Origin of the sequence: Branchiibius cervicis (genome assembly GCF_042661605.1) — a bacterium.
GTDB classification, from domain to species: domain Bacteria; phylum Actinomycetota; class Actinomycetes; order Actinomycetales; family Dermatophilaceae; genus Branchiibius; species Branchiibius cervicis.
Genome location: NZ_JBHSWJ010000002.1, coordinates 3,333,107 through 3,355,235, shown reverse-complemented (window position 1 = coordinate 3,355,235; position 22,129 = coordinate 3,333,107). Strand labels below are relative to the sequence as shown.

The window sequence follows — 22,129 nt, the reverse complement described above, 5'->3', positions numbered from 1 at the left end:
CTGGCGTGGTGAGGTGAGTTGATCAGTTGTTGCCGCCCATCACGTTGTTGCCGTGGGCCAGCATCGCCTTGAGCGCGTTGCTGGTGGCCTGGTTCATGATTCCGGTCTGCGGCAGGTGCGCGTCGCGCTGCAGGTACTTGATCGCGTTGATCGTCTGCGTGCCGCTGATGCCGTCGACGGGGCCTTCGTAGTAGTCCAGCTGGCCCAGCTCGCGCTGCAGCTGCTTGACGCTTGCGGAGGGCTTGACGCTCGAGCCGCCCGCGGTGGGGTGCGTGTGGTGGTTGCTCGGGGTGACCGGGGTCGCCGGGCTGATCGTGTGCGGGGTGACCGGGGTCGCAGGGCTGATCGTGTGGGTCGCGGCCGGGGTGCCGGTGGACGCGGCGTGCGCGGTGGAACCGCTGAAACCGAAAGCAGCGGCGCCGCAGATCGCGGCGGCGGCGACACCGGTCAGGGTGAGGCCGGCGACGAGACGACGCTTGGACTGCGGGGTCCGGGCCGGGCGAGCTGCGGTGGTGTCGGGGGTGGTGTTGGTGTTCATGATGGTTGTTCCTTTCGGGTTGGTCCCGGCTTGTCCGGGCGATGACTCAACTGTGGGCCCGGCCCCGGCCGCGACCTGTCGACCGTTCGGCCCATCGAGCGGATGAATCCGGTGTCCCCCGATCGGGGGACGGCCCTGCCCGCTCGGAGGCTGCCCGTGGCCCCACCCGTAGGGTCGATGCATGGTCAACGAGGTCTACCTGATCACCGGCGGCACCCGCGGGATCGGTGCTGCGACTGCGCGGCAACTGGCCGGCGTGCCCGGCCGGACCCTGGTGTTGGCGTACCGGTCCGATGTCGAGGCAGCGGACCGGATCGTCGCCGAACTGGATGCACCCGGCTCGCCCGTGGCCGCCGTACGCTGTGACGTCGCCGACCCGGCCCAGATCGAGGCACTCTTCAGCGCGGCGGACGAGCACGGCGCGCTGGCGGCTCTGGTCAACAGCGCCGGCATCGTCGGCACGCAGACGTCATTTGTGGACATCGACGCCGACCGGTGGCGAAACATGCTGCAGGTCAACGTGATCGGCACGGCGTTGTGCTGCCGCGAGGCGGTCCGGCGGATGCGAGAACGGCCCGTGGGAGCCCGAGCCATCGTCAACATCTCCTCCAAGGCCGCTGTGCTCGGCTCCCCGAACGAATATGTCGACTATGCGGCCAGCAAGGGGGCAGTCGACTCCCTGACCCGGGGGCTGGCCCTGGAAGTGGCAGCGGAGGGGATCCGGGTGACGGCGATCCGGGCCGGAATCATCGACACCGACATTCACATCCTCGGCGGTGAACCCCGCCGTGCGGACCGAGTCGGCCCGATGCAGCCGATGGGGCGTGCCGGCACCGCACAGGAGGTCGCGGACGCGGTGAGCTGGCTGCTGTCGGACCGCGCGTCGTACGTCACCGGAGCATTCATCGACGTGTCCGGCGGGCGGTAGCCCCCAGCAACGACGGGTAGCCTCCGACAGGTGAGCGATGACGTGGTGACCGCCGCTGCTGCGGGGAGTTTCGAACTGGCCGGGCGTCCGGTCAACCGGATCGGTTTCGGGGCGATGCAACTGCCCGGGCCCGGTGTCTTCGGCCCGCCGAAGGACAAGGATGCGGCGATTGCGGTGCTCCGGCGAGCCGTCAAGCTGGGGGTGAATCACATCGACACGGCCCAGTTCTACGGACCGGACGTGTCCAACGAGCTGATCCGTGAGGCGCTGTATCCGTACGACGAGGACCTGTCCATCGTGACCAAGGTCGGCGCCCGCCGCGACGGCGAAGGCAACTGGGTGCCGGCACAGACGCCGCAGGAGTTGCGTGAGGACGTAGAGGCGAACCTGCGCACCCTCGGACTGGAGCAGATCGCAGCCGTCAACCTGCGCCGGATGGACGAGCACGAGGGGCATCCCGACGTGCCGATCGAGGAGCAGTTGGCCGAGCTGGCGGAGCTACGCGACGAGGGCAAGATCGGTGGCATCGGAGTCTCGACCGTCGGCCTGGACACAGTGGATCTCGCAATCGACCAGGTCGGGATCACCTGTGTGCAGAACGCTTTCAGCCTGGTGGATCAATCGGACGCCGCCGTCCTGGAGCGGTGCGCGGCTGCCGGGATCGCCTATGTGCCGTACTTCCCGTTGGGCTCGGCGTTTCCGAACATGCCCAAGGTCGTGGACGATTCGCGGGTCCAGGAGATCGCCGCAGCGCATGATGTTTCGCCGGCGCAGGTCGGTCTGGCCTGGCTGCTGGCCCGTTCCCCGAACATCCTGTTGATCCCGGGCACGTCTTCGGTGGCGCACCTGGAGGAGAACCTCGCGGTGGGTGCGATCACCCTGAGCGACGAGGAACTCGGGCGGCTCAACGGCTGAGGTCAGAAACCGGCGATCGTCAGCGGCTGATCCGGCACCCGACGCAACACGTCCGGGAGGAGTTCGCGAAGGGCTCGGGGCGCGAAAACCTCGGTGCTGTTGAGGATCTCGTCGACCGACCACCATCGGATCTCCTGAACGCCCTCGTCCCGCAGTTGCTGGTCCGTGAACTCCGGTTTTGGCGTGAAGTGCGACGTGCGGACCAGGTGGATGTGGTCGACCTGGCCGTCGCAGCCGTTCATCGGGAAGTACGCCGTCTTGGTCCACACCTCCGGGCCCAGGGTGTCGACATCCAGGCCGACCTCCTCACGCAATTCCCGTTGCAGGGCCGTCAACCGGTCCTCTCCCGCCTCGATGCCACCGCCCGGATTGGCCCAGAAACGCGCCGGGCCGAACTGGAAGCGCACCAACAGGACCTTGTCGCGCTCATCGAGGATCAGCGCGCGGACACTCTCGCGCAGGCGTGGGGCCGCGAGCCTGGGCAGCAACTTCCGGGCCAGTGGAGCGAGCCGGTCGCCCAGGGCATCCGCTTCGTCAAGAGTGAACCACCGTGCCTCGGCGATCTCCGCAGATGCGGTGACCGGCTGGTCGAGGTGCAACCGGAACACCTGGGAGTGCAGCACGTGGCCGGGTTCGTTGGCCGTGTCCGTCTCGAACTCACCCACGGGGCTGAGCGCAGATGCCGGTACGTCGACCTGCAGCTCTTCCTGCAACTCCCGTCGCAGGGCGCTGAGTGAGTCTTCTCCGGGCTCGGGTTTGCCGCCCGGTTGCATGAACATCTGCGATGTCTGCTTGCGCACCAGGAGGATCCGGCCGTGCGGATCCGTCGTCAGGGCAGCCACCACTCGGATGATCGGAGCGGGACTTCCGGCAGGCACGAGCCCCAGCTTAGGCGAGCAATTCGACCGGTTTCAGCGCGGTGCGACTCAGCAAACGCGTGGTGAGGGTCGCCGTGATCGCGCTGCACGCCATAATGGCCGCGAGCACGAGGACCTGGAACCGTCCTGCCTCCAGCGGTGACAGTCCGCCGAAGATGGCGCCGACGAATGCGCCTGGGAGAGTGACCAATCCGGTCGTCTTGGTCTGATCGATCGACGGAACGAGCGCGTGATAGGCGGCCGTCCGCGCGACGTGCAGGTTGGCCTGTGGCGGGCGAGCCCCGATGGCCAGCCAGCCCTCGATCTGATCCCATTGGTCGATCGAGGATTGCCGGAACGAGCGGCCAGCCAACGTCGTGCACGTCATCGAGTTGCCGATCACGATGCCGGCAATGGCCAGGGCGTAGCGAGGAGTCGCATCCAAAGCACCGGTGACGAAGACAACGGTCAGGGCAACCGCGACGCCGCTGAGCATCGCTGGCGCAGCGATCGAGATCCGGTGTGCACCACCGAGTCGGCCCGCCGCAGTCCAGATGGCGATGCCGGCCATGATCACCAACGCCAGGAGCACGCCCCACCACGACGTGATCAGACCGCCGAGCACGACGGCCAGTACCGCCAGTTGCAGCACCCCGCGACCGATGGCGAGCACGGGCGCCAGCGGAGTCGGTAACCGGTTCGCCCAAAATACGGCAGCGCTGATCGCCGCCAGGATTGCCACCGCGATCAGCGAGGCTATGAGGTGTTCGGCGTGCGGCACCGCGCGATCAGCTCCGGACTCCGATGGCTAACCAAGCCACCGCATGATGCGGGCCGGGCGCGGACGGCAACCGTTGCGCGCAGCGTTGCCGGAGCTCCTCTCGCCCGGCCGAATCCAACGTGGAGAAGTAGGCACCGGCAGGTCCGACACCCAATTCGTAGGGCTGCCACCAGGATTCGAAGCTGTCGTAGACGAGGTCGACGGCTACCTCGGTGTCCGTGACCAGCGACAGCCCGGCGGCGTCCAGGAGGCGCGCGAGTTCGCCGGACTTGGTGCCCAGCTGTCCCGACTCGTCCGGCACGTCATCGAAGAGTTCGCCCGCCGCCTGCCAGAAGAGCGACAACGGAGACCGTCCGCCGCTGAAATCCCACACCGACACTGCCACCCGGCCGCCGGGTCGCGTTACCCGCACCATCTCCGTGAGCCCACGAGCCGCGTCGGTCATGAACTGCACCACCAGTTGGGCGATCACCAGGTCGAAGGTGACATCGGCGAACGGCAGCGACTCGGCGGATGCCAACCGGACATCGGCGTTCGGCAGGCTTGTGCGCAGTGCCGCGACGAAGGGTGGGGATGGGTCGACCGCAGAGACAGCCGCCTCACCCAGGAAGTGAGCCAGGCGAGAGGCGACGGCGCCAGAGCCGGCGCCGACATCGAGAGCCCGCTGCCCGGAGGTGGGCGCGAGAATGGACATGAGACGGTCGGCCAGTGGATCGGCGTACCGGCCCATGAACGCCTGGTAGGCGTCCGCGGCTACTTCGAAGCTCACGAATCCAGCATGGCCGAACGAGGAGCAGTCCGCACGAGCCTGGCGGACCGCACTGGCAACCAGATGCCCAGACCCATCAGGATCAGGGCCAACGGCACGTGGACGGCGGTGAGGCCGTCATCGCCGTTGTCGGTGATCCGGCCGCCGATGTGTGCCTCTGCGGCGATGACAAGCACGAGCAGGACGCTGCCGAACCACACCGGACGGTCGCTGCGCAGGCGGATCGTCACCCATGCCGCGGCGGCGAGCGCGCACAGCAGCGTGGCCCAGGCGCCGACGTCGTGCACGTGGATCCACGAGTCGGATCGGGGATCGGTGGACAAGAACAGGCCCGCCCACAGGCCCTGCAGGACGATGAGCACCGCCGTCAGCCCGAGCAGAAGCGTCGCGATCAGTCCGTCACGTTTGATGGTCACGCAGCGACCGTGCCGCCCTTGATCGGCGTCCGGCAAGGGATTCCCGCAAGGTCTAGACCTCGCTCCGAGGCGGACGCCCAGCTGGTACGACCTGGGTGGTAGATGCGGTCCGACGTAGGTATGCCGCGGGAGGACCGGTCGGCGGGCTACCGTCAGGGGGTGAGCGGTGAGGGGCTGGTTGCGACACCCGCGGCTCGGTGGGGCGCGTTGTCGCCGTTGCGGCGTGACGCGTTGCTCGCGCTTGGCTGTTTGCTGGTCGGATTGCCGGAAATCATTGCGCACGGCGGTTGGAATCTGAAGGTCGTGCTCGCGCTGATCGCCATGAGTGTGCCGGTGGTGGTCCAGAGCCGTTACCCCGTGGTGGTTTTCACTGTTCTCGCGCTGTTCGCCGCAGTCCAGTGGTGGTCGGACGTGCGCGTGCTCAGCGACGTATCGCTGTTGGTAGTTCTCACGACGCTGGTGATCCAACGCCGCACCAAGGCAGTGATCGCGGCGGTCGTGGTGCTGGAAGTAGGGGTCGTCCTGGCAGTCGCGAAGTGGTCCAAGCACTCACTGCTGCTTGCTGTCCTGCTCAACATCGCCATCGCGGCCGCCGTGCTGCTGGGTGTCTATCTGCGTGAGAGAGGGGCGTACCTGATCCAGGTCACGGAGCGCGCGGAGCAGCTCGAGCGAGCCCGGATCGCCCGCGATATGCACGATGTCGTAGGGCATCACCTAGCGGTGATGGTCGCTCTCGCCGACGGCGCCCAAGCAGCGGTCCGACACGGCCAGCCTCCGGATGAGGCGCTACGGCAGCTGTCCCTGACCGGCCGTCGAGCCTTGGCCGAAGCCCGTTCTCTGGTCACGGTCCTCGCCACCCCCGCCGAGATGCTCCCGGCCGCGCTGGAGCAACTGGCGGCGCCGGTTCGGCTTGCCGGGATACCGGTGCGGATTCACATCGACGGTGATCCTGCCACCGACATCGGTGGTGCCGATGAGGTGGTACGGCGCGTCGTACAAGAAGCACTGACCAACACCCTCAAACACGCGCAGCGCCCGGCGAGCGTCGAGGTCGAGCTCACGTACGCCGAGTCGCACCTGATCGTCGACGTCACCGACCGCGGTGCCCGGCCCCCGCAACTGCACTCGGCGGGTCGTGGGATCGGCGGAATGTCCGAACGCGTTGCCGCACAGGGTGGTTCGTTCGCCGCGGGTCCGCACGACAGTGGCTGGCAGGTGCACGTATCCCTACCGTTGACGGCGCGATGATCCGGCTGCTGCTCGCCGACGACCAGCCGCTGTTGCGGTTGGGTTACCGGATGGTGCTCGACGCGGAGCCGGACCTGAGGGTCGTTGCTGAAGCCGGCACGGGCCGCGAGGCGGTGGAGCAAGTCAGCCAGCACGCCCCCGACGTCGTGTTGATGGATGTGCGGATGCCGGAGATGGACGGCATCGCAGCGACGGCGGACATCACCCGCACCTCGCCGCAGACGCGGGTCATCATCCTGACGACCTTTCAACTCGATGAGTACGTCTTCGCCGGATTACGCAGTGGCGCAGCGGGCTTTCTGCTGAAGGACGTCGAGCCACCCGCGTTGATCGGCGCGATCCGAGCGGTCGCGAACGGCGATGCGGCGCTGTCGCCGCAGGTGACCCGCACGATGCTCGACGCCGTCGCGGACGCGTTGCCCGACCCGCGCACGGAGGCCGAACGTCGCCGGATCACCCAGACACTGACCGCGCGCGAACTCGAAGTGCTGGGGTTGGTTGCCGGGGGCATGACCAACCCCGAGATCGCTGCCCACCTCTACCTGTCTGAGGGCACGGTGAAGGTGCACATCGGTCGGATCCTGGCCAAGCTCGGCCTGCGGGACCGGGTGCAGATGGTGATCCTGGCCCACCGCGCCGGTCTGGCCGGTTAGTACGACCTAGGTCGTAGCTGGGCGTACTGAGAACACGGCCTGGGACTGATGCGGGTCATCCAGCGATTCACCTACTGTCCGTTGCGTGTCCGGCCCCGCCATCAAGGTTCCATCGATCAATCGCGACTTCTGGTTCTTGAAGCTGCTGACCACGGCAGGTGGCGAAGCTCTCTCGGACTACCTGGCCGGTCGGAGCGTGGTCATCGCGGCAGTCGTCGGCGCGGCGCTGCTCGGACTGGGCGCGGCGGCCCAGTTGCGCGCGCGCAGTTATCAGCCTGTGCCCTACTGGTTCTTCGCTGCCGCAATCGCTGTTTTCGGCACGATGCTGGCGGATGGCATGCATGTGGTCGCGGGCGTGCCCTACCCGGTGACCTCCACCGTCTACGCCGCGGCGCTGGCGGCCGTGTTCCTCCTGTGGCACCGCGCCACCGGCACGATCGACATCCACACCGTGACCGCGGGGCGTCCCGAGACGTACTACTGGTGCGCGGTGGGTGCGACCTTCGCTTTGGGTACAGCACTCGGCGACCTGGCTGCCTTCAGTCTGGGCCTGGGCTACCTGGCCTCCGCCGTCCTCTTCGGACTACTGTTCGCGACCGCTCTTCTGCTGTGTCACCGCGGCCGGCGGGGCGCGACGGTCACCTTCTGGTCGGCGTACGTTCTCACCCGGCCGTTCGGCGCGTCGGTAGCAGACTTCCTGGGCAAACCCGGCGGTCATGGAGGTGGCCTGGGGTGGGGCGACGGCCCGGTTGCCCTCGGTTTGTTCGCAGCTTTCGCCCTCATGCTGATCAGGGTTGCGAACCGGTCCAACGACGAGACCGTCTCGATCCCGACCACCGACGAAAGCGTGTGATGACCGACCTGAGCTACCCGCAGGCCCTGGTGATGGGCGCCATCCAGGGCGTCGCCGAACTCTTCCCGGTGTCCAGTCTCGGGCACTCGATCCTCGTGCCGGCGTGGATCGGCGGCAGTTGGTCGGACCTGGTGACCCAGCAGAGCACCCGCGGCCACACGCCGTACCTCGCGTTCATCGTCGCCCTGCACGTGGCGACGGCCCTGGCCCTGATCGTCTTCTATTGGAAGGACTGGATCGCGATCTTCGGCGGTGTCGGAGATCTGGCTCGCGAACGGCGGCTGACCACGCCGCGATCGCGGTTGGCGTGGTGGCTGATCCTGGGCACGGTACCGGTGTGCATCATCGGATTGGTGCTCGACAAGACGTTGCGAACGGTCTTCGCGAAACCGATCTATGCCGCAATCTTCCTGACGCTCAACGGAATCCTGTTGTTGGCGGCCGAGTTGCTGACGCGGCGTTCCACGCATCAGGGGACTGGTCTGCGGGACCTCGGCTGGGTGAACGCGACGGTCATCGGTGCATCCCAGGCGGTCGCGTTGTTGCCCGGCTTCTCCCGGTCCGGCGCGACCATCTCGACCGGCCTGTTGCGCGGCCTCAACCACGAGAGGGCGACTCGGTTCGCGTTCCTGTTGGCCACCCCGGTGATCCTGGCGGCGGGCGTGCTGAAGATCCCGGAGTTGTTCGGTCCGGAGGGGAAGGATATCGGCGGGCAGATCCTCGCGGGGTCGGTCGTGGCGTTCGTCTGCGCCTACCTGTCCACCCGGTTCCTGACCCGCTACTTCCACACCCGGACGCTCTATCCGTTCGTCGTGTACTGCCTGATCGCCGGCGGGCTGAGCATCCTGCGCTTCGCCTGAGCGGCCACAGCAGGGGCACAGGTCGCCAACAGAGCCACCGTGGTCATCCCGGTCACGATGTGCCTGTGAGTAGTGGTTTGATGCCTGACCAACAGGTGCGCAGCGCCGCCGTCGAGGGCCCTCCTGCCCCATCGAGAAGTCTGGCAGCACCGTTCAGCCTCGCGCTCGCGTGGCTGGTGATGCTCGGCGTCTGCGCCCTCTGGGTCAGCGGTGGCGGAGTCCAGGAGGCTGCCTCGTCCGTGACGGGCTTCTTCACGAGCCTGGGGCGGTTGACCGGACTGCTCGCCTCTGCGGCTTTGTTGATCCAACTGGCGATGATGAGCCGGGTCCCGTGGCTCGAACAAGCCTGGGGCCAGGATGAACTCGCTCGCGGTCACCGGCTGGTGGGGTTGACCAGCTTCACCGGGATGCTCGTGCACATCGCGTTGATCACGATCGGGTACGCCGCGGCGCAGCCCGGGCAGTTGTGGTCCACCGTCGTCGACCTCACCCTGAACTACCCCGGCATGCTGCTCGCCGTGGCCGGGACGCTGGCGCTGTGCCTGGTGGTCTTCACCTCCCTTCGCGCCGCCCGGCGGCGGTTGCGCTATGAGTCGTGGCACCTGATCCATCTCTACGGCTACCTCGGCGCGGGTCTGGTCCTGCCGCACCAGCTGTGGAGTGGGCAGGACTTCCTGACCTCGCCGGTCGCGACGGTCTTCTGGTGGAGTCTGTGGGGCCTCACCGCCCTGCTCTTCCTTGCTTTCCGAATTGCGTTGCCCCTGTGGCGTTCCCGTCGCGCGAACCTACGGGTGCTGGCGGCCTACCCCGACGGCCCGGGCTTGGTGAGCGTGATCGTGGGCGGACCCGGTGTGCAGCGCCTGGGGGCCCGTGGCGGTCAATTCTTCCAGTGGCGCTTCCTCAGCGGTCCGGGTTGGACGCGGGCAAACCCGTTCTCCCTGTCGGCCGCGCCGCGTCCTGACTCGTTGCGATTCACTGCCGCCGTGGTAGGGGACGGCACCGCGCGGTTGGCCACACTGCAACCGGGCACCAAGGTGCTGATCGAAGGCCCGTACGGCAGGCTGCATCCCGGGGCAAGGATCCGACGCGACGTCCTGCTGATCGGCGCCGGTGTCGGGATCACCCCGTTGCGCGCGCTGCTGGAGGCATTGCCGTACGACGGGTCGGCGGTGACAGTCATCCAACGCGCCCGGTCCGAGGCCGAGGCACCGCTCGCCGGTGAGATCAACGAACTAGCAGCGCATCGCGGCGCGCGGCACTACCTGCTGCTGGGGCACCGAGTCGCCGGGCGGGACAGTTGGCAATCTGCCTCGCACGCCACGTGGTCCGATGTGGACGCACTGCGCGCGTTGTGCCCCGACATTACCGGGCGTGACATCTTCGTCTGTGGGCCCGGACCGTGGATCGACGCGGTGTTGCGCGCGCTGCGGCTGGCGGGCGTACCTGCTGCACAGGTGCATTCGGAAAGGTTCGAGATCTGATGAAGCGCATCACCTTCTGGCTGATGAGCACGGTGACGATCCTGGTGCTGCTGTTCAGCTATCGCACCTCGACGATGGGCGCGGAGGCGGTCAGCCCGCAGACGTCGGTGACCCAGTCGGTGGGGCCAGCCACCCAGCCCGCTTCCTCTGGCGGTGCCACGTCCGGTGCCACCAGCTCCGCGTCGTCCTCTGGCTCGGTGTCCGGCTCTGGATCCACTGCGTCGTCCTCTGGCACGTACACCGGTGATGTCGCCCAAACCCGTTGGGGGCCGGTGCAAGTCGCGATCACCGTGTCGAGTCGGAAGATCACCGCGGTCGACGTCCTGCAATATCCCAACGGCAACGGTCGCGATGAGGAGATCAACGCGCAAGCCCTGCCGATCCTGAAACAGGAGACGATCTCTGCGCAAAGCGCCCAGATCGACACCGTTTCGGGAGCGACCGTCACCTCGGACGGATACCTCAGCAGTCTGCAGTCGGCGATCGACAAAGCCGGTCTGGCGTGAACCAGCCGCGGGTGTGGGTCGAACAGATCATGGGGTTGCCGGTCTCGTTGCACGTCCGGACCGAGCCGGGTCCACGGCCCGACCTGGAGGAAGCCGTCGCGGCCGTGTTTGCGACCCTGCGCCGGTTCGACGCGGTGTTCAGCACCTACCGCCCGGACAGCGATCTGATGCGCGTACGCCGCGGTGAACTGTCCCTGCGTGAAGCGCACCCCTGGTTGACGCGCGCCCACGACCTCACCGACGAGGCCGTGGCGGCGACCGGCGGTCTGTTCGCAACCGACCTGATCGCCCCCGACGGCAGTCGCGGCTGGGATCCCACCGGGCTGGCGAAGGGCTGGGCCCTCGAACGCGCAGTGGAACCACTGCGAGATGTGCTGGCAATCAGCTTCTGCTGCAATGGCGGTGGCGACGTCGTGTGCGGTCTGGGGGCGCGTAGCGAACACCTACGAGCATCCTGGCGGGTCGGCCTGCAGGATCCGCGCGACGCTCAGCGCATTGCAGATGTCGTCCACGTCGAGACCGGGGCGGTGGCAACGTCGGGCAACAGTGCCCGGGGTCAACACATCCTCGATCCGCGCAGCGGCTCACTGATCGACCGCACAGGCAGTGCAACCGTCAGCGGCCCGTCACTGATGTGGGCCGACATCTGGGCGACAGCCTGTTTCATCGATCCGACCGCGCTCCAGCGGACGGTGAGGAGGGCGGCGGGCGATGGTCGGCGTACCGCAGTGTGGACTTGCCGTGACCGATTGGTCTCCCAGGTTTCATTAAGGTAGGGCCATGCCTGCCGGTCTCACCGTCGCCGACATCCTCGTGGGCCTGGTGCCCCTCCTTGCCGCTGGGGTCGTCGTCGGCATCTTCCGGTGGCGCCGCAAGGACGAGATCTTCACCGACGTCACCCCGGGCCTGGTGCCCGTCGCCGGCGCGTCGGACCGCACCGAGCGGGTACGCCGAGGGGTCGAGTACTCCGGCCCCGTCGCCGTCCGCTTCAACCCGCCGGACAACTCCACCCCGGCCCTGTCCGGCACGGTCATCGACGGCATCGTGCACGGCCGGGATCTGACCGCCACTCTCGTCGACCTGGCGCTGCGCGGGATCGTGACCCTGGAGAAGGAGACCACGCCCAAGGGGAAGGACGACTGGCGAATCGCCCGTACCGGGGTCGGTGAGGAGACGTTGGCCGAGCACGAGCGGGTCTTGCTCGATGCCCTGCTCGCCGGCAAGCGCAGTGTGCTGCTCGGGTCGCTACGTCAGGCGGACGTAGCACAGCGCTGGCGTAACGCGGAGATCGCGGTCTACCGCGCGGTGGTCGACCGCGGCTGGTATCGCAAGCACCCGCGCTCCCGCAACGGACTGCTGTCCTTCCTCGGTGTCGCGCTCATCCTCGCCGCGTGCGGTGCGGGGTTGGTGGCAGCGGCGGCCGAGAACCATTGGCAGTGGGTGCCGCTCGGCGTCGGGTTGGGTGTGGGCGGGGTGCTGCTGATCTGGCGGGGACGCGGCCGCACACCGCGCACCGCACTCGGCTCGGCGGCGCGGATCCAGGCGCTGGGTTACGAGGAGTACCTCAAGACCGCGGAAGCCGGTCAACTGCGCCATGAGGAACTGGCGGGGGAGATCCGCTCGATGTTGCCGTACGCCGTGGCGTTCGGCGTGGCGCCGCACGTCGCCTCGGTGCTCGGGGACGCGCTGCGCTCGGCCCGGATCGCCGAGGGCTCCGAGGCCGCTCTCGACATGGCCGTCGAGGCGGCTTTCGACCCCGGCCTCTTCTACCTGATGGACGGACTGGTCGACCTGGTGGGATCGGTCGACCTGTCGGCGCTCGCGGATGTCGATCCCGGCGACGCCTTGTCCGGGTTGCTCGACGGGTTCGACGGCCTCGGCGATGCGCTCTCGGACCTCGGTGACGGCATCGGCGACCTCATCCCCGGTGACGGGTGCCTCGACGGCTGCGACGGCTGCGACGTGGGCTGCATCGACTTCTGATCGCGACCATCAGACCTCCAGCCGCTGCTGCCAGTCCTCCGGCAGGTCCAACGGTCCCCATTCGGCGGGCGGTTTCCAGCTGGCCCAATGGGATTCGACGGGTACACCGTCCCGTTCCACCAGCGCTTTCACCCGCCCGAAATCGGCCCTGATCTGGGTGGCCTCCTCCTGTGTGAAACGCCCGTCGAGAACCTCCTGCTCGAAGAGCTCGACGTCCTTCTCGTGCACCACCCCGTCAGAACCGATCACCAGGTCCAACTCGTGGTCGGAGCCGTCGATGCCGCCGTCGAAGCGCTCGATCGGCCGGATCACGTCGATGTACCAGCATTCGAACGTGCGATCCGGGCCGGTCCAGAAGACGCTCACCGACCAGGGCTCGCCCTCGCGCACGATGGACAGCGAGCCGTGCCCGGTCCAGCGGTCGTGACCCCTTGCCTTCCAGGGATGTTCCCCCAAGGGATGCGGCTCCGGAAATCCCATCTGAGCCCCGGCAGGGATGTAGGTGACGAGGCGATCGCCGGTGTCCTCCACGACGTACTCACTGGTCACCAACCAAACGGCGCCGTGGTGGATCTCGCGGGTAAGGATCACGTCGCCAGGCTTCCATCGCGTGCCGGAGTAGGAGGTCACGAGGCAAGGGTACGTAGCCGGAGCAGCACGACACCGTGAGGATCCGGCCGGTGCGTGGACTACCGGTCGCGCCCGCTGGCGGACGCAGCGCGCAACTCGGTGGGCGCGAACCCTGTGCGCGACGTACGCCGACTGGTTGAGTTGGCCGGGAACCTGATTCCCCGCCGTGCCGACGGCAGGCGACCTTCTCGAACGGAGCAGACCGTGACAACCCCGCTTGTGATCACCGGTGCCACCATCGTCACCGGTGACACCACAGGGTCGGTGCTTGCCGACCAGGCCGTGCTCGTCGACGCTCACGGCGTCATCGAGTGGGTGGGCGCCGCCTCGCAGGCGCGGTTCATCCCCGGTGCCCGGGTCATCGACGCCGCGGGTAAGTTCGTCACTCCGGGCCTGATCAACGCGCACGCGCACCTGTTCGCCGACGGCAAGCCGCTGCCGGCGTACATGACCGGTGAGCGCACGGAGAAGCTGGTGGCCGAGTTCATGCACAGCCCGCTCGGCAGGGTCGTGCTGACCAGGCGGACCAAAGCGGCGGTGACCACCCAGCTGAACAGCGGCGTCACGACGATCCGCAGCCTCGGTGACGCACGCTATGAAGTGGTCGGCGTGCGCGACGCGATCGACGCGGGGCAGTTCCTCGGTCCGCGCCTGCTGGTCTCCGGTCCGCTGCTGGCGGTGAGCGGGGGACACGGGGCACCCCAGATCGCACTGATCAGCGACAACCCGTGGGACGCCCGCAAGAACGTGCGGATCAATCTGAACAAGGGGGTCACGGCGATCAAGATCGCTGCGACCGGCGGGGTCACGGATGCCCGGGCGATCGGCGAGGCCGGCCGGCCGCAGATGACGCAGGAGGAGATGACTGCGATCTGCGAGGAGGCGCACAACGCGGGGGTGCTGGTCGCGGCGCACGCTCAGAGCCAGGCCGGGATCACCGCGGCGCTGCGCGCGGGTGTCGACACCATCGAGCACGGCGCTGCCCTGAACCAGGAGATGGTCGAGCTCTTCCACGACAATCCCCGTTCACTGCGCGGCTGGTCGGCATTGATTCCGACGCTGCAGCCGGCGTTGCCGCTGGTGAAGCTGGACCGCTCATTGACCGGTGTCAACGAGATCGTGTTGGCCAACGGTGAAGCGATCCTGGCGGAGATGATTGCGGGGGTGCGTGACGCGGTGGCCAACGACGTCGCGATCGGGATGGGCACCGATAGTGCGCTGACGTACGTCACGCACTACAACACCTGGCGGGAGCTGGATTTCCTGGTCCGGTACGCCGACCTGAGCCCGGCCCGGGCGCTGTACGCCGCGACTCAGTCGAACGCGAGGATTCTCGATCTGCAGGACGTGACGGGCAGCATCGAAGTGGGCAAATCTGCGGATCTGGTTCTCCTGCAGGCCAACCCGCTGACCGACGGGTTCCGGGCCTTCAGCGACCCCGCCATGGTCATCGTGCGTGGCGAAGTCATCGACGACCCGCAGGTCACCCGGTTCCCGGAGCTCGACCAGATGCTCGACACCATCTGACCGCTCGGCCTACCCGACGGCGCGGCGGACCAGATCAGTCAGCTTCTTCTCCACGGCGGGCGTCCAGTCCAGCAGCGCGTACGACGTGGGCCAGAACTCGCCGTCGTCCAGCTGCGCTGCTTCCTCGAAACCGACCGTGGCGTAACGGGACTTGAACTTCGCGGCGTCGCGGAAGAAGACGACGATCTTGCCGTCGGCGTTGGTGTAGGCGGGCATGCCGTACCACGTCTTGCAGCCCAGGTCGGGTGCCACGGCGCTCACCAGGACGTGCAACCGCTCCGCCAGCTCCCGGTCGGCGGGCTCGAACTCGGCGATCTTGTCGAGCACCTGCTGCAGACCGTTGGCCCGCTTGGCGCCCTTCTTCCCCTCGGCGCGCAACTCGGCGGCGCGCTCCTTCATCGCCGCCCGTTCTTCCGCGCTGAATCCGTCACTCATCGGTCGATTCCTCTCGTGGTCAGGCCTGTTGGATCCGAAGCAGGTTGCCGGCGGGATCCCGGACGGCGGCGTCGCGCACGCCCCAGAACTGATCGGTCGGCTCCTGCACGACTTCGGCGCCCGGAGCGGCGGCGATCTTGTCGAAGAGCTCGGCCAGGTCGTCGGTGCGAAACTGCACGGGGCTCAACTCGCCCTTGGCCAAGAGCGTCGCCAGCGCCTCACCGTCCTCCTTGGACCGCCCGGCCTGCGGCTCGGACAGGACGATCTGCAGGGACGGGTCGGCGGGTGAGGCGAGGGTGATCCAGTGGAATCCGCCGTTCTCGACCTCGTTCTGTACGACGAGTCCGAGCGCGTCCCGGTAGAACGCGGTCCCGGCGGCGGTGTCGTCGACGTAGATGTGCACGAGGGCCAGTGTGGTGGTCATGGCCGCAACGCTAGAGCCTTGCGCGGCGCCGCGCTTCTTCGAAACTGCTCGATCGCGGGGCCTTGCGCGGCCGGGTCAGGATCCGCGCTTCGCACGGCGGGACGATGCGCAGCGCCTCGTGGTTTTCCGTGCGGTATGCGGACGGGGATTGGCCGACAAGCTGGGTGAATTTCGCGGAGAACGATCCGAGGCTGGTGCACCCGACCGCGAAACATACCTCCGTGACACTCAGATCACTCTGTCGCAGAAGAGCTTTGGCCCGTTCGATGCGTCGGGTCATGAGGTACGAGTAGGGCGTCTCGGCGTACGTTGCTCTGAATCGCCGGCTGAAGTGGGCGGGCGACATCAGCGCCGTCCGGGCCAACGCAGGTACGTCGAGTGGCTGGCTGAACTCCCGATCCATCCGGTCACGGGCGCGCCGGAGCCGCTTCAGTTCCTCCAGGTCGACGCCCATCCGACCAGGGTGCCAGGCAGCGCGCAGTCCGCCTAGCCGGGTGGCGCGGCGCCGCCCCGGGTGCTAACGCAGGGCGCGTCGCAAGGCACCGCCGCGCAACCGGTCGTGGGCGATGGCGGCGCGTGCGGCGTTGAACCCGGCCGCGCCGTGCACGCCGCCCCCGGGTGTGCCGAGGCCGAGGAGAGGTAGAGGCCGCGGACAGGGGTCTCCGCCCGGCCCAGCCCGGGGATCGGCCGGAAGATCAACTGCTGGCTCAGCTGCGACGTACCGCCGTTGATCGCACCACCCAGCAGATTCGCGTCCCGCGCTTCCAGGTCTCGCGGGCCGAGCACCCGTCGGGCCACGATGCGGTCACCGAAGCCGGGGGCCAATTTTTCGAGGCGGGCCTGCATCCGGTCGGCGAACCGCTCCTTGTCGTCGTATCCCCACTCCCCGGTGACCGAACCGTCCCCTGCATCACCGGTCTGGTGCTGCGGCACATGGGTGTAGGCCCACATCGACTCGGTCCCGGCCGGCGACCGGCCCGGATCGGCGACCGTCATCTGCCCGCACAGCAGGAACGGCTCGGCGGGCAGCTGCCCGGCGTGCACCTGCTGCAGCGCCACGCTCATCTGCTCACGGGAATCCGCGACGTGCACGGTACCGGCCGGCTCCGGCGGCGGCGTCTGCCACGGCACGGGCGCACGGAGCGCCCAGTCCACCTTGACCGTTCCCGGGTCGAGCTGGAACGCCTTCAACCGGTCACGCACCCGGTCCGGCACGTCGGCGGGGTCCAGCAGCCGCTCGTAGAGGGTCGGGGCGACCACATCGGCAAGGACTGCCCGTCGCCCCTCGAACCGTTGACCACTCGTGGTCCGTACGACGTGCGCCCTGCCCTCGTCGACCTCGATCCGATCCACCCTGTCGCCGGTGACGATCGTGCCGCCCCGCGACCGCAGCCGGCGCGCCATCGCCTGGGTCAGCTCGCCAGCGCCCCCTGCGGCACGGGAAATCCGACGGTCTGGGCCAGCATGGACATCAGATAACCCATCAACCCCGACCCCGGAGCGTCGAGCGGGATGTCGGAGTGAGCAGCGTTGCCCGCCAACAGGATTCCCGGGCCGCGGCCACGGAAGTGGGCATCGGCGAGGTCGGTCACGGGGGACAGCAGCGTCTTGACGAAGTCCACGCCGCCGGCTGCCGGCAGTCGCCGGAGCAGACGAGCGGCCCCGCGTACGGGTGGGAACGGCGTCAGCAGGGAGGTGAGGAACGCCTCGGACACCTCGTCCCATTGCGCACACAGTCGCAACCAGGCGTCCCCGTCGCCGGCGCTCTGCTCGTCCATCCGTGCTGCGGTGATCTCCCGGTCCGGATGGATCGACGCCCAGCTCCCGTCGGGGAACGGATGCGCCAGGGGTGCGGGTGCCCGCCGCCACGTGAGACCGTGTTGCTCCAGGTCGAGGCCGCGCAGTGCGGGGGAGGCGGCCGCGAGCGGATAGAACGCGCTGAACGTGTCGTGGATGTAGTCCGGATGCACGTCGCGGTCGCTGCGGACGGCGCCGCCGACGGTCTCCTGCTCCTCCACCACCAGCACCGACCATCCCGCATCAGCCAGATGGTTGGCGGCCGCGAGGCCGTTGGGGCCGGCCCCGATCACGACCGCGTCGTAGGAGGTCATGTGTCGTCGCGGTGTTCGGCGATGTAGGCCAGCCTGCGCAGCGTCTCGGTGTTGCGCCAGTGCAGCAACGGTGACACCGCTGGCTTGGGGATCAGCACCGCCGGGCCGTGCGTGGGCATCTCCTCGATGACCACTCTGGTATCCGGCCCCTCCGGTGTGAGCGTGACGGTGACTTCGGCCGCGCCCATCGGGAAACCACGGGCGTGCAGCTTCAGCAGCCGTTCCGGCTCGCAGGCCAGCACCTCGGTATGGTCGCTCACCAGCATCGGCCAGGATCCGACGGAGTGGTGCAAGCGGGATCCGACGGCCGGCCAGTTGCCCTCCACCTCGCGCATCCGCGAGGCCCCGACCACCCAGGTCGGGTAGAGCCAGCCGTCGCTCAGCACGTCCCAGATCTGGTCCGAACGTGCGGTGATCACTCGTTCGTTATGGCTCATCACCTTGACTTTAGTCGGGTCGGTGATCCCCCCGGGGTGGGTCGTCGGCCGCCCGGGCGGTGTCTCGCGCCGCACTCCCGATCGGCCACCAGCCGCGGGTTCGGAGCAGTCGGAGGATGATCGACGGGTCCGGTACGGCGTAGTCGTCCCCGGCCCCCACCGAATCGCAACTGGTAGGGGATCTCGAGCATCCGATTCCTACACCGTGACGACGATTTTCCTGCCGGCGTGCAGTCCCTGCTCGAATCGCCGGTGCGCGTCGATGACCTGATCGACGGTGAAGACCGTGTCGATACTGGGTCGAAGGCTCCCGTCGGCCAGTGCCGGTGCCAGGTAGTCGCTCATGCGTTGGAGGACGACGGGGTTCAGGACATCGTCGAAGCTGCGGTAGTTCACGACCGCGACCCGATCGTCTGCTGGCGCTGGTGTGGGTCTGGGGTCGAGGAAGCCCGCCGCCACCAGGGTGCCGCCGGTCCGGGTCGCGTCCAACAATGCCCCTGGCCAGGGCCGCGGACCAGGTCGAGCGTGATGTCGGCACCACGGCCGTCGGTTGACTGGCGCACTGTCTGGGCCAGGTCGTCGCCAGCGGCCAGGATGACGCGGTCGGCACCGGCCGCGAGCAATTCGGCAGTCTTGGTCGCGTCGCGGGTGATCGCGAGGGGTGCGGCACCGAGCCGCCGGGCGAGTTGGAGCGCGGCCCGGCCGACACTGCTGGATGCACCGGCGATGAGCAGGGCGTCACCGTCGCTCAGGCCGGCTCGTTCGACCAACGCGCCGTACGCCGTGGAGTAGGCGACCCAGCTCGCCGCTGCCTCCACCACGCTGAGCCCGGCCGGTCGCGGGATCACGGAGCCTAAAGGAACGGTGATGTGCTCTGCGTAGCTTCCGTGAGCGGCGGGGTTCGGCAGCGCAGCGAGGATGACGGCGTCGCCGACCGCGAACCGGGAGGCGCCGGGGCCGGTGGCGTCGATGATGCCGGTGCCCTCGATGCCGAGGTGGGCATGCGGCAGGGGAACGGGGGCCGGAGAGCGCCCCGAGCGCATCATGACGTCCAGGGCGTTCACCGCGAACGCCTCCAGCCGCACCCTGACCTCGCCCTCCTGTGGGGTCGGTCGTGGGGATGTCGGTCGCATGCAGCACTTCCGGGCCACCGAACTGGTCGAACTCGATCACGAGCGACATGGGTTGTCTCCTTCGTAGTGCCGGGTGGGTCGATCCACCTCATGACGTTACGAAGGCCGGTGTTACCTCGAGGTACCTGTTCCCAGGCGTAGCGTGGAGCTCGTGCAGGACGGTCCCGGCCCCAGTTTCCTGGCGGATTGCCCCACCCGCCTCGCCGTCGAGATCATCGCCAACAAGTGGGCCGTGCTGGTGCTCTACGGCCTGGGCGACCGACCTCGTCGCCATGGCGAGTTGATCGACCATGTCGGTGGCATCTCGCGCAAAGTGCTCACCCAGACGCTGCGCCGGCTGCAGGACTTCGGGCTGGTCGAGCGACGCACCGAAGGACGGCAGATCGACTATGCGCTCACCGACCTCGGGCGGACCCTGATCGAGCCGATCGAGGTCCTCACGGCGTGGGCGCGCGATCACGGCGAGGAAATCGTCGACTTCCAGGAGCGCGCCGGCTGATCGGCGGGGCTGGTCGATACCTCCGGCGTGCCGGAGTTCCAGCATGACGCAGCCTGCTTCGGTGCCAGGCCTGCTGTGTGAAGGAGTGCCAGTCAGACTCGCTGATCAGGACCGCGTTTCCGCGCTGGTCCAAGTCGTCGACCCCGCTCGTAACATCGGTTGCATGTCTCCGAACGATGCGTGGATCTCGCTGGCGCATCACGTCGGAGCGGAGTGTCGGCGCTTGCTTCCAGGCCTGGTCGGTGTGTATGTCCATGGCTCGGCGGCGTTAGGTGGACTGACCAGCACCTCGGACCTCGACGTGCTCGTCGTGACCGCGACTCCTGAGGGCATACCGGAAGCGGCTCGCGCACTGTTGGATCTGGCTCGCGGTGAGCGGACGCTGGAGCTGTCCATCGTCGCCGCGGAGGCAGCTGCGACTCCGACCCGGCCATGGCCCTTCCTGGTCCACGTGAACTCCGCCGAGGAGCGGGTCTCGATCGATGATGGCGCGGGCGACCCAGACTTGCTGGCTCACTACGCCGTGACCCGCGCTCACGGCAGGACAGTCACCGGCCCACCACCGGCGACCGTCGTCGGTCCGGTCGTGCGCTCGGATCTGGCCCGCTACTTCGCGGGCGAATTGCGCTGGGCGCAACAGCACGGGGATCAGAGATACGCCGTGCTCAACGCGTGCCGGGCGGTGGCGTACGCCGAGACTGGAGTGCTCATCTCCAAGATCGCCGGCGGCCGGTGGTGGATGCAGCATTATGGCCACCATCCCCTGGTGGAGGCGTGTCTCACTGCACAGGAACGCGGGTGCGATGTGGGCCCGTGCGATGAGGCTGCGCGGGAGTTCGTGGCCGGCCGCATCACGCAACTCCAACACGCGACGACCGAGCACCGCGAAGACTCCAGAATCCGCGTCGGTGACTGTAGGTTCTCGCGATTCCTGACAGTTTCGCGAGGCTCTGACCAGCGCACCGACATCTCGGGTGTCACCGTTCCGTCTCAGCAAAATGTCATCATCCGCAGCAGAGCTTTCTGTCGAGGTCGCAGCGGCAGGCTCTGTGGAGCGCGTCTGCATCAGGCGGAAACTTCGTCGACTCCGAGTTCCCTGAGGAGGGCTCGCACTCTTCGTTTGATGTCGTCGCGGATGGGCCGGACGGCTGCGACGCCTTGCCCGGCTGGGTCATCGAGTGTCCAGTCCAGGTATTGCTTCCCGGGGAAGATCGGGCAGGTGTCGCCGCAGCCCATCGTGATCACCACGTCGGATGCTTGCACGGCTTCGGGGGTGAGGATCTTCGGGCTCTCGGCCGAGATATCGATGTCGTCTTCGAGCATCGCCTCGCGAACTGCTGGGTTGATCGAGTCAGCGGGGGCTGATCCGGCGGAGCGGACTTCGACTGCGCCACCGGACAGGTGGTGGGTGTAGGCGGCTCCCATTTGGGATCGTCCGGCGTTGTGCACGCAGACGAAAAGCACGGACGGGCGCTCGGTGGCTTCGGTCATTCGCGGACTCCTCGGTCATTGCGTAGGTCAGAGGATCTGACGCAGCAGGGTGGTGACGCGGGCTTGGATGTCGTCACGGATTTCACGGACAACCTCGATGGGCTGGTCGGCTGGGTCAGCGACGTCCCAATCTTCGTACCGTTTGCCGGGGAAGACGGGGCAGGTGTCGCCACAGCCCATGGTGATGATGACGTCAGCGGCCTGCATGACGCTGTCGGTCAGTGGTTTGGGATAGGCGGTCCCGAGCGCGATCCCTCGCTCACGCAGGGCCTCAACGACGACGGGATTGATCTCCCCAGAAGGTGCTGACCCGGCAGAGCGGACGTGCACTTTCCGTGCTGACAGGTGCTCGGCCAGCGCGGCAGCCATCTGCGAGCGTCCGGCGTTGTGAACACACACGAACAGAACTTCGGGCACCTTCTTGGCGACGCGGCCTTCGGCTTGGGCGGTGGCCATCAGTTGCTCACGGGCCTGCCGGGCGACAAGCACGGGCAGGAAAGTATGGACGGTGGAGCGAGGGGCGAGTAGGTCCCACGCCTTGTTGACGGCGTCGTCGATGGTGTCCTCGTCGAAGACGCCGGCATAGGAGTAGTTCATGTCGTCAATGAGTTGTGGAACGACGGTTTCGCGGTCAGGTAGATGCATGAGGGCTCC

The 22,129-nt window shown here is 67.8% G+C and carries 28 protein-coding genes and 1 pseudogene; 13 read left to right on the top strand and 16 right to left on the bottom strand.

Features of this window, described 5'->3' with window-relative positions; translation table 11 throughout:
* Positions 1-22 precede the first annotated feature (22 nt).
* Positions 23-538: a peptidoglycan-binding domain-containing protein gene (locus tag ACFQBT_RS17380; RefSeq protein ID WP_377824631.1), complete on the bottom strand. Its 516-nt coding sequence runs from the start codon at positions 536-538 to the stop codon at positions 23-25.
* Positions 539-719: 181 nt separating this feature from the next.
* Between ACFQBT_RS17380 and ACFQBT_RS17375 the strand changes: the two genes are divergently transcribed.
* Complete coding sequence (locus ACFQBT_RS17375; RefSeq protein ID WP_377824629.1) at positions 720-1,466, top strand: SDR family oxidoreductase; 747 nt, start codon at positions 720-722, stop codon at positions 1,464-1,466.
* A 30-nt stretch (positions 1,467-1,496) separates the two neighbouring features.
* On the top strand, positions 1,497-2,381 hold the full coding sequence (locus tag ACFQBT_RS17370) for an oxidoreductase (RefSeq protein WP_377824628.1): 885 nt from the start codon (positions 1,497-1,499) through the stop codon (positions 2,379-2,381).
* 2 nt (positions 2,382-2,383) lie between these two features.
* On the opposite strand, the gene ACFQBT_RS17365 is transcribed toward ACFQBT_RS17370, so the two are convergent.
* Genes ACFQBT_RS17365 through ACFQBT_RS17350 form a run of 4 tightly spaced genes read right to left on the bottom strand, consistent with a single transcriptional unit; the run spans position 2,384 to position 5,204 of the window.
* Positions 2,384-3,259, bottom strand: a complete 876-nt coding sequence (locus ACFQBT_RS17365) for an NUDIX domain-containing protein (protein WP_377824626.1) — start codon at positions 3,257-3,259, stop codon at positions 2,384-2,386.
* A 10-nt stretch (positions 3,260-3,269) separates the two neighbouring features.
* Positions 3,270-4,019, bottom strand: a complete 750-nt coding sequence (locus ACFQBT_RS17360; protein ID WP_377824625.1) for an ABC transporter permease — start codon at positions 4,017-4,019, stop codon at positions 3,270-3,272.
* Positions 4,020-4,026: 7 nt separating this feature from the next.
* Positions 4,027-4,788, bottom strand: a complete 762-nt coding sequence (locus ACFQBT_RS17355) for a class I SAM-dependent methyltransferase (protein ID WP_377824623.1) — start codon at positions 4,786-4,788, stop codon at positions 4,027-4,029.
* Complete coding sequence (locus ACFQBT_RS17350) at positions 4,785-5,204, bottom strand: hypothetical protein (protein WP_377824621.1); 420 nt, start codon at positions 5,202-5,204, stop codon at positions 4,785-4,787. Before ACFQBT_RS17350 ends, ACFQBT_RS17355 begins: the two co-directional genes overlap by 4 nt.
* A 159-nt stretch (positions 5,205-5,363) precedes the next feature.
* Between ACFQBT_RS17350 and ACFQBT_RS17345 the strand changes: the two genes are divergently transcribed.
* The 8 genes from ACFQBT_RS17345 to ACFQBT_RS17310 all read left to right on the top strand — a co-directional run bounded on the left by ACFQBT_RS17345 (position 5,364) and on the right by ACFQBT_RS17310 (position 12,788).
* A complete protein-coding gene (locus tag ACFQBT_RS17345) occupies positions 5,364-6,452 on the top strand; it encodes a sensor histidine kinase (RefSeq protein ID WP_377824619.1) in 1,089 nt (362 codons plus the stop codon).
* Positions 6,449-7,105, top strand: coding sequence for a response regulator (locus tag ACFQBT_RS17340; RefSeq protein WP_377824617.1), 657 nt, complete (start codon positions 6,449-6,451; stop codon positions 7,103-7,105). Before ACFQBT_RS17345 ends, ACFQBT_RS17340 begins: the two co-directional genes overlap by 4 nt.
* Before the next feature lie 85 nt (positions 7,106-7,190).
* The gene (locus ACFQBT_RS17335; RefSeq protein WP_377824615.1) at positions 7,191-7,958 is read left to right on the top strand and encodes a COG4705 family protein; all 768 of its coding nucleotides are present in this window, start codon (positions 7,191-7,193) and stop codon (positions 7,956-7,958) included.
* Complete coding sequence (locus ACFQBT_RS17330) at positions 7,958-8,818, top strand: undecaprenyl-diphosphate phosphatase (RefSeq protein WP_377824613.1); 861 nt, start codon at positions 7,958-7,960, stop codon at positions 8,816-8,818. The genes ACFQBT_RS17335 and ACFQBT_RS17330 overlap by 1 nt, the downstream gene beginning before the upstream one ends.
* A 65-nt stretch (positions 8,819-8,883) precedes the next feature.
* Positions 8,884-10,299, top strand: coding sequence for a ferredoxin reductase family protein (locus ACFQBT_RS17325; RefSeq protein WP_377824611.1), 1,416 nt, complete (start codon positions 8,884-8,886; stop codon positions 10,297-10,299).
* Positions 10,299-10,805: an FMN-binding protein gene (locus tag ACFQBT_RS17320; RefSeq protein ID WP_377824609.1), complete on the top strand. Its 507-nt coding sequence runs from the start codon at positions 10,299-10,301 to the stop codon at positions 10,803-10,805. The genes ACFQBT_RS17325 and ACFQBT_RS17320 overlap by 1 nt, the downstream gene beginning before the upstream one ends.
* An 11-nt stretch (positions 10,806-10,816) precedes the next feature.
* Positions 10,817-11,581: an FAD:protein FMN transferase gene (locus ACFQBT_RS17315; protein WP_377824607.1), complete on the top strand. Its 765-nt coding sequence runs from the start codon at positions 10,817-10,819 to the stop codon at positions 11,579-11,581.
* A 4-nt stretch (positions 11,582-11,585) separates the two neighbouring features.
* On the top strand, positions 11,586-12,788 hold the full coding sequence (locus ACFQBT_RS17310) for a DUF2207 family protein (protein WP_377824605.1): 1,203 nt from the start codon (positions 11,586-11,588) through the stop codon (positions 12,786-12,788).
* A 9-nt stretch (positions 12,789-12,797) separates the two neighbouring features.
* Here ACFQBT_RS17310 and ACFQBT_RS17305 read toward each other — a convergent pair whose 3' ends face one another.
* A complete protein-coding gene (locus tag ACFQBT_RS17305) occupies positions 12,798-13,418 on the bottom strand; it encodes a ribonuclease FAU-1 family protein (RefSeq protein ID WP_377824603.1) in 621 nt (206 codons plus the stop codon).
* A gap of 204 nt (positions 13,419-13,622) precedes the next feature.
* Between ACFQBT_RS17305 and ACFQBT_RS17300 the strand changes: the two genes are divergently transcribed.
* Positions 13,623-14,945: an amidohydrolase family protein gene (locus tag ACFQBT_RS17300; protein ID WP_377824601.1), complete on the top strand. Its 1,323-nt coding sequence runs from the start codon at positions 13,623-13,625 to the stop codon at positions 14,943-14,945.
* A 9-nt stretch (positions 14,946-14,954) separates the two neighbouring features.
* Here the strand turns inward: ACFQBT_RS17300 and ACFQBT_RS17295 are convergent, their stop codons facing one another.
* The 8 genes from ACFQBT_RS17295 to ACFQBT_RS17260 all read right to left on the bottom strand — a co-directional run bounded on the left by ACFQBT_RS17295 (position 14,955) and on the right by ACFQBT_RS17260 (position 19,485).
* Positions 14,955-15,380, bottom strand: coding sequence for an iron chaperone (locus tag ACFQBT_RS17295; protein WP_377824599.1), 426 nt, complete (start codon positions 15,378-15,380; stop codon positions 14,955-14,957).
* Positions 15,381-15,399: 19 nt separating this feature from the next.
* Positions 15,400-15,804, bottom strand: coding sequence for a VOC family protein (locus ACFQBT_RS17290; RefSeq protein ID WP_377824597.1), 405 nt, complete (start codon positions 15,802-15,804; stop codon positions 15,400-15,402).
* A 10-nt stretch (positions 15,805-15,814) separates the two neighbouring features.
* Positions 15,815-16,258 carry a helix-turn-helix domain-containing protein gene (locus ACFQBT_RS17285; protein WP_377824595.1) on the bottom strand — a complete coding sequence of 148 codons (444 nt, stop codon included), beginning with the start codon at positions 16,256-16,258 and terminating at the stop codon, positions 15,815-15,817.
* A gap of 32 nt (positions 16,259-16,290) precedes the next feature.
* Entirely contained in the window at positions 16,291-17,208 is a 918-nt protein-coding gene (locus ACFQBT_RS17280; protein WP_377824593.1) for a phytoene desaturase family protein, read from the bottom strand.
* 8 nt (positions 17,209-17,216) lie between these two features.
* Positions 17,217-17,915, bottom strand: coding sequence for a phytoene desaturase family protein (locus tag ACFQBT_RS17275; RefSeq protein ID WP_377824591.1), 699 nt, complete (start codon positions 17,913-17,915; stop codon positions 17,217-17,219).
* Positions 17,912-18,352 (bottom strand): SRPBCC family protein, encoded by a 441-nt coding sequence (locus ACFQBT_RS17270; protein WP_377824590.1) that lies wholly within the window; start codon positions 18,350-18,352, stop codon positions 17,912-17,914. Before ACFQBT_RS17270 ends, ACFQBT_RS17275 begins: the two co-directional genes overlap by 4 nt.
* A gap of 198 nt (positions 18,353-18,550) precedes the next feature.
* The gene (locus tag ACFQBT_RS17265; protein WP_377824588.1) at positions 18,551-18,811 is read right to left on the bottom strand and encodes a zinc-binding dehydrogenase; all 261 of its coding nucleotides are present in this window, start codon (positions 18,809-18,811) and stop codon (positions 18,551-18,553) included.
* A complete protein-coding gene (locus ACFQBT_RS17260; RefSeq protein ID WP_377824586.1) occupies positions 18,745-19,485 on the bottom strand; it encodes an alcohol dehydrogenase catalytic domain-containing protein in 741 nt (246 codons plus the stop codon). Before ACFQBT_RS17260 ends, ACFQBT_RS17265 begins: the two co-directional genes overlap by 67 nt.
* Positions 19,486-19,636: 151 nt before the next feature.
* Between ACFQBT_RS17260 and ACFQBT_RS17255 the strand changes: the two genes are divergently transcribed.
* Positions 19,637-19,984 (top strand): winged helix-turn-helix transcriptional regulator, encoded by a 348-nt coding sequence (locus ACFQBT_RS17255; RefSeq protein ID WP_377824584.1) that lies wholly within the window; start codon positions 19,637-19,639, stop codon positions 19,982-19,984.
* Between the two features lie 43 nt (positions 19,985-20,027).
* Positions 20,028-20,759 (top strand): annotated as a pseudogene (locus ACFQBT_RS17250) (aminoglycoside adenylyltransferase domain-containing protein); the annotation flags it as partial.
* A gap of 290 nt (positions 20,760-21,049) precedes the next feature.
* Here ACFQBT_RS17250 and ACFQBT_RS17245 read toward each other — a convergent pair.
* Positions 21,050-21,475, bottom strand: coding sequence for an arsenate reductase ArsC (locus ACFQBT_RS17245; RefSeq protein ID WP_109686921.1), 426 nt, complete (start codon positions 21,473-21,475; stop codon positions 21,050-21,052).
* A gap of 27 nt (positions 21,476-21,502) precedes the next feature.
* Complete coding sequence (locus tag ACFQBT_RS17240) at positions 21,503-22,120, bottom strand: arsenate reductase ArsC (protein WP_109686919.1); 618 nt, start codon at positions 22,118-22,120, stop codon at positions 21,503-21,505.
* Positions 22,121-22,129 lie beyond the last annotated feature (9 nt).

Excerpts from the sequence above, each read along its gene's own strand:
- ACFQBT_RS17380 (WP_377824631.1), bottom strand. The coding sequence starts at position 538 with ATGAACACCAACACCACCCCCGACACCACCGCAGCTCGCCCGGCCCGG.
- ACFQBT_RS17375 (WP_377824629.1), top strand. The coding sequence starts at position 720 with ATGGTCAACGAGGTCTACCTGATCACCGGCGGCACCCGCGGGATCGGT.
- ACFQBT_RS17340 (WP_377824617.1), top strand. The coding sequence starts at position 6,449 with ATGATCCGGCTGCTGCTCGCCGACGACCAGCCGCTGTTGCGGTTGGGT.
- ACFQBT_RS17330 (WP_377824613.1), top strand. The coding sequence starts at position 7,958 with ATGACCGACCTGAGCTACCCGCAGGCCCTGGTGATGGGCGCCATCCAG.
- ACFQBT_RS17320 (WP_377824609.1), top strand. The coding sequence starts at position 10,299 with ATGAAGCGCATCACCTTCTGGCTGATGAGCACGGTGACGATCCTGGTG.
- ACFQBT_RS17310 (WP_377824605.1), top strand. The coding sequence starts at position 11,586 with ATGCCTGCCGGTCTCACCGTCGCCGACATCCTCGTGGGCCTGGTGCCC.
- ACFQBT_RS17295 (WP_377824599.1), bottom strand. The coding sequence starts at position 15,380 with ATGAGTGACGGATTCAGCGCGGAAGAACGGGCGGCGATGAAGGAGCGC.
- ACFQBT_RS17290 (WP_377824597.1), bottom strand. The coding sequence starts at position 15,804 with ATGACCACCACACTGGCCCTCGTGCACATCTACGTCGACGACACCGCC.
- ACFQBT_RS17285 (WP_377824595.1), bottom strand. The coding sequence starts at position 16,258 with ATGGGCGTCGACCTGGAGGAACTGAAGCGGCTCCGGCGCGCCCGTGAC.
- ACFQBT_RS17280 (WP_377824593.1), bottom strand. The coding sequence starts at position 17,208 with ATGGCGCGCCGGCTGCGGTCGCGGGGCGGCACGATCGTCACCGGCGAC.
- ACFQBT_RS17275 (WP_377824591.1), bottom strand. The coding sequence starts at position 17,915 with ATGACCTCCTACGACGCGGTCGTGATCGGGGCCGGCCCCAACGGCCTC.
- ACFQBT_RS17270 (WP_377824590.1), bottom strand. The coding sequence starts at position 18,352 with ATGAGCCATAACGAACGAGTGATCACCGCACGTTCGGACCAGATCTGG.
- ACFQBT_RS17260 (WP_377824586.1), bottom strand. The coding sequence starts at position 19,485 with ATGCGACCGACATCCCCACGACCGACCCCACAGGAGGGCGAGGTCAGG.
- ACFQBT_RS17245 (WP_109686921.1), bottom strand. The coding sequence starts at position 21,475 with ATGACCGAAGCCACCGAGCGCCCGTCCGTGCTTTTCGTCTGCGTGCAC.
- ACFQBT_RS17240 (WP_109686919.1), bottom strand. The coding sequence starts at position 22,120 with ATGCATCTACCTGACCGCGAAACCGTCGTTCCACAACTCATTGACGAC.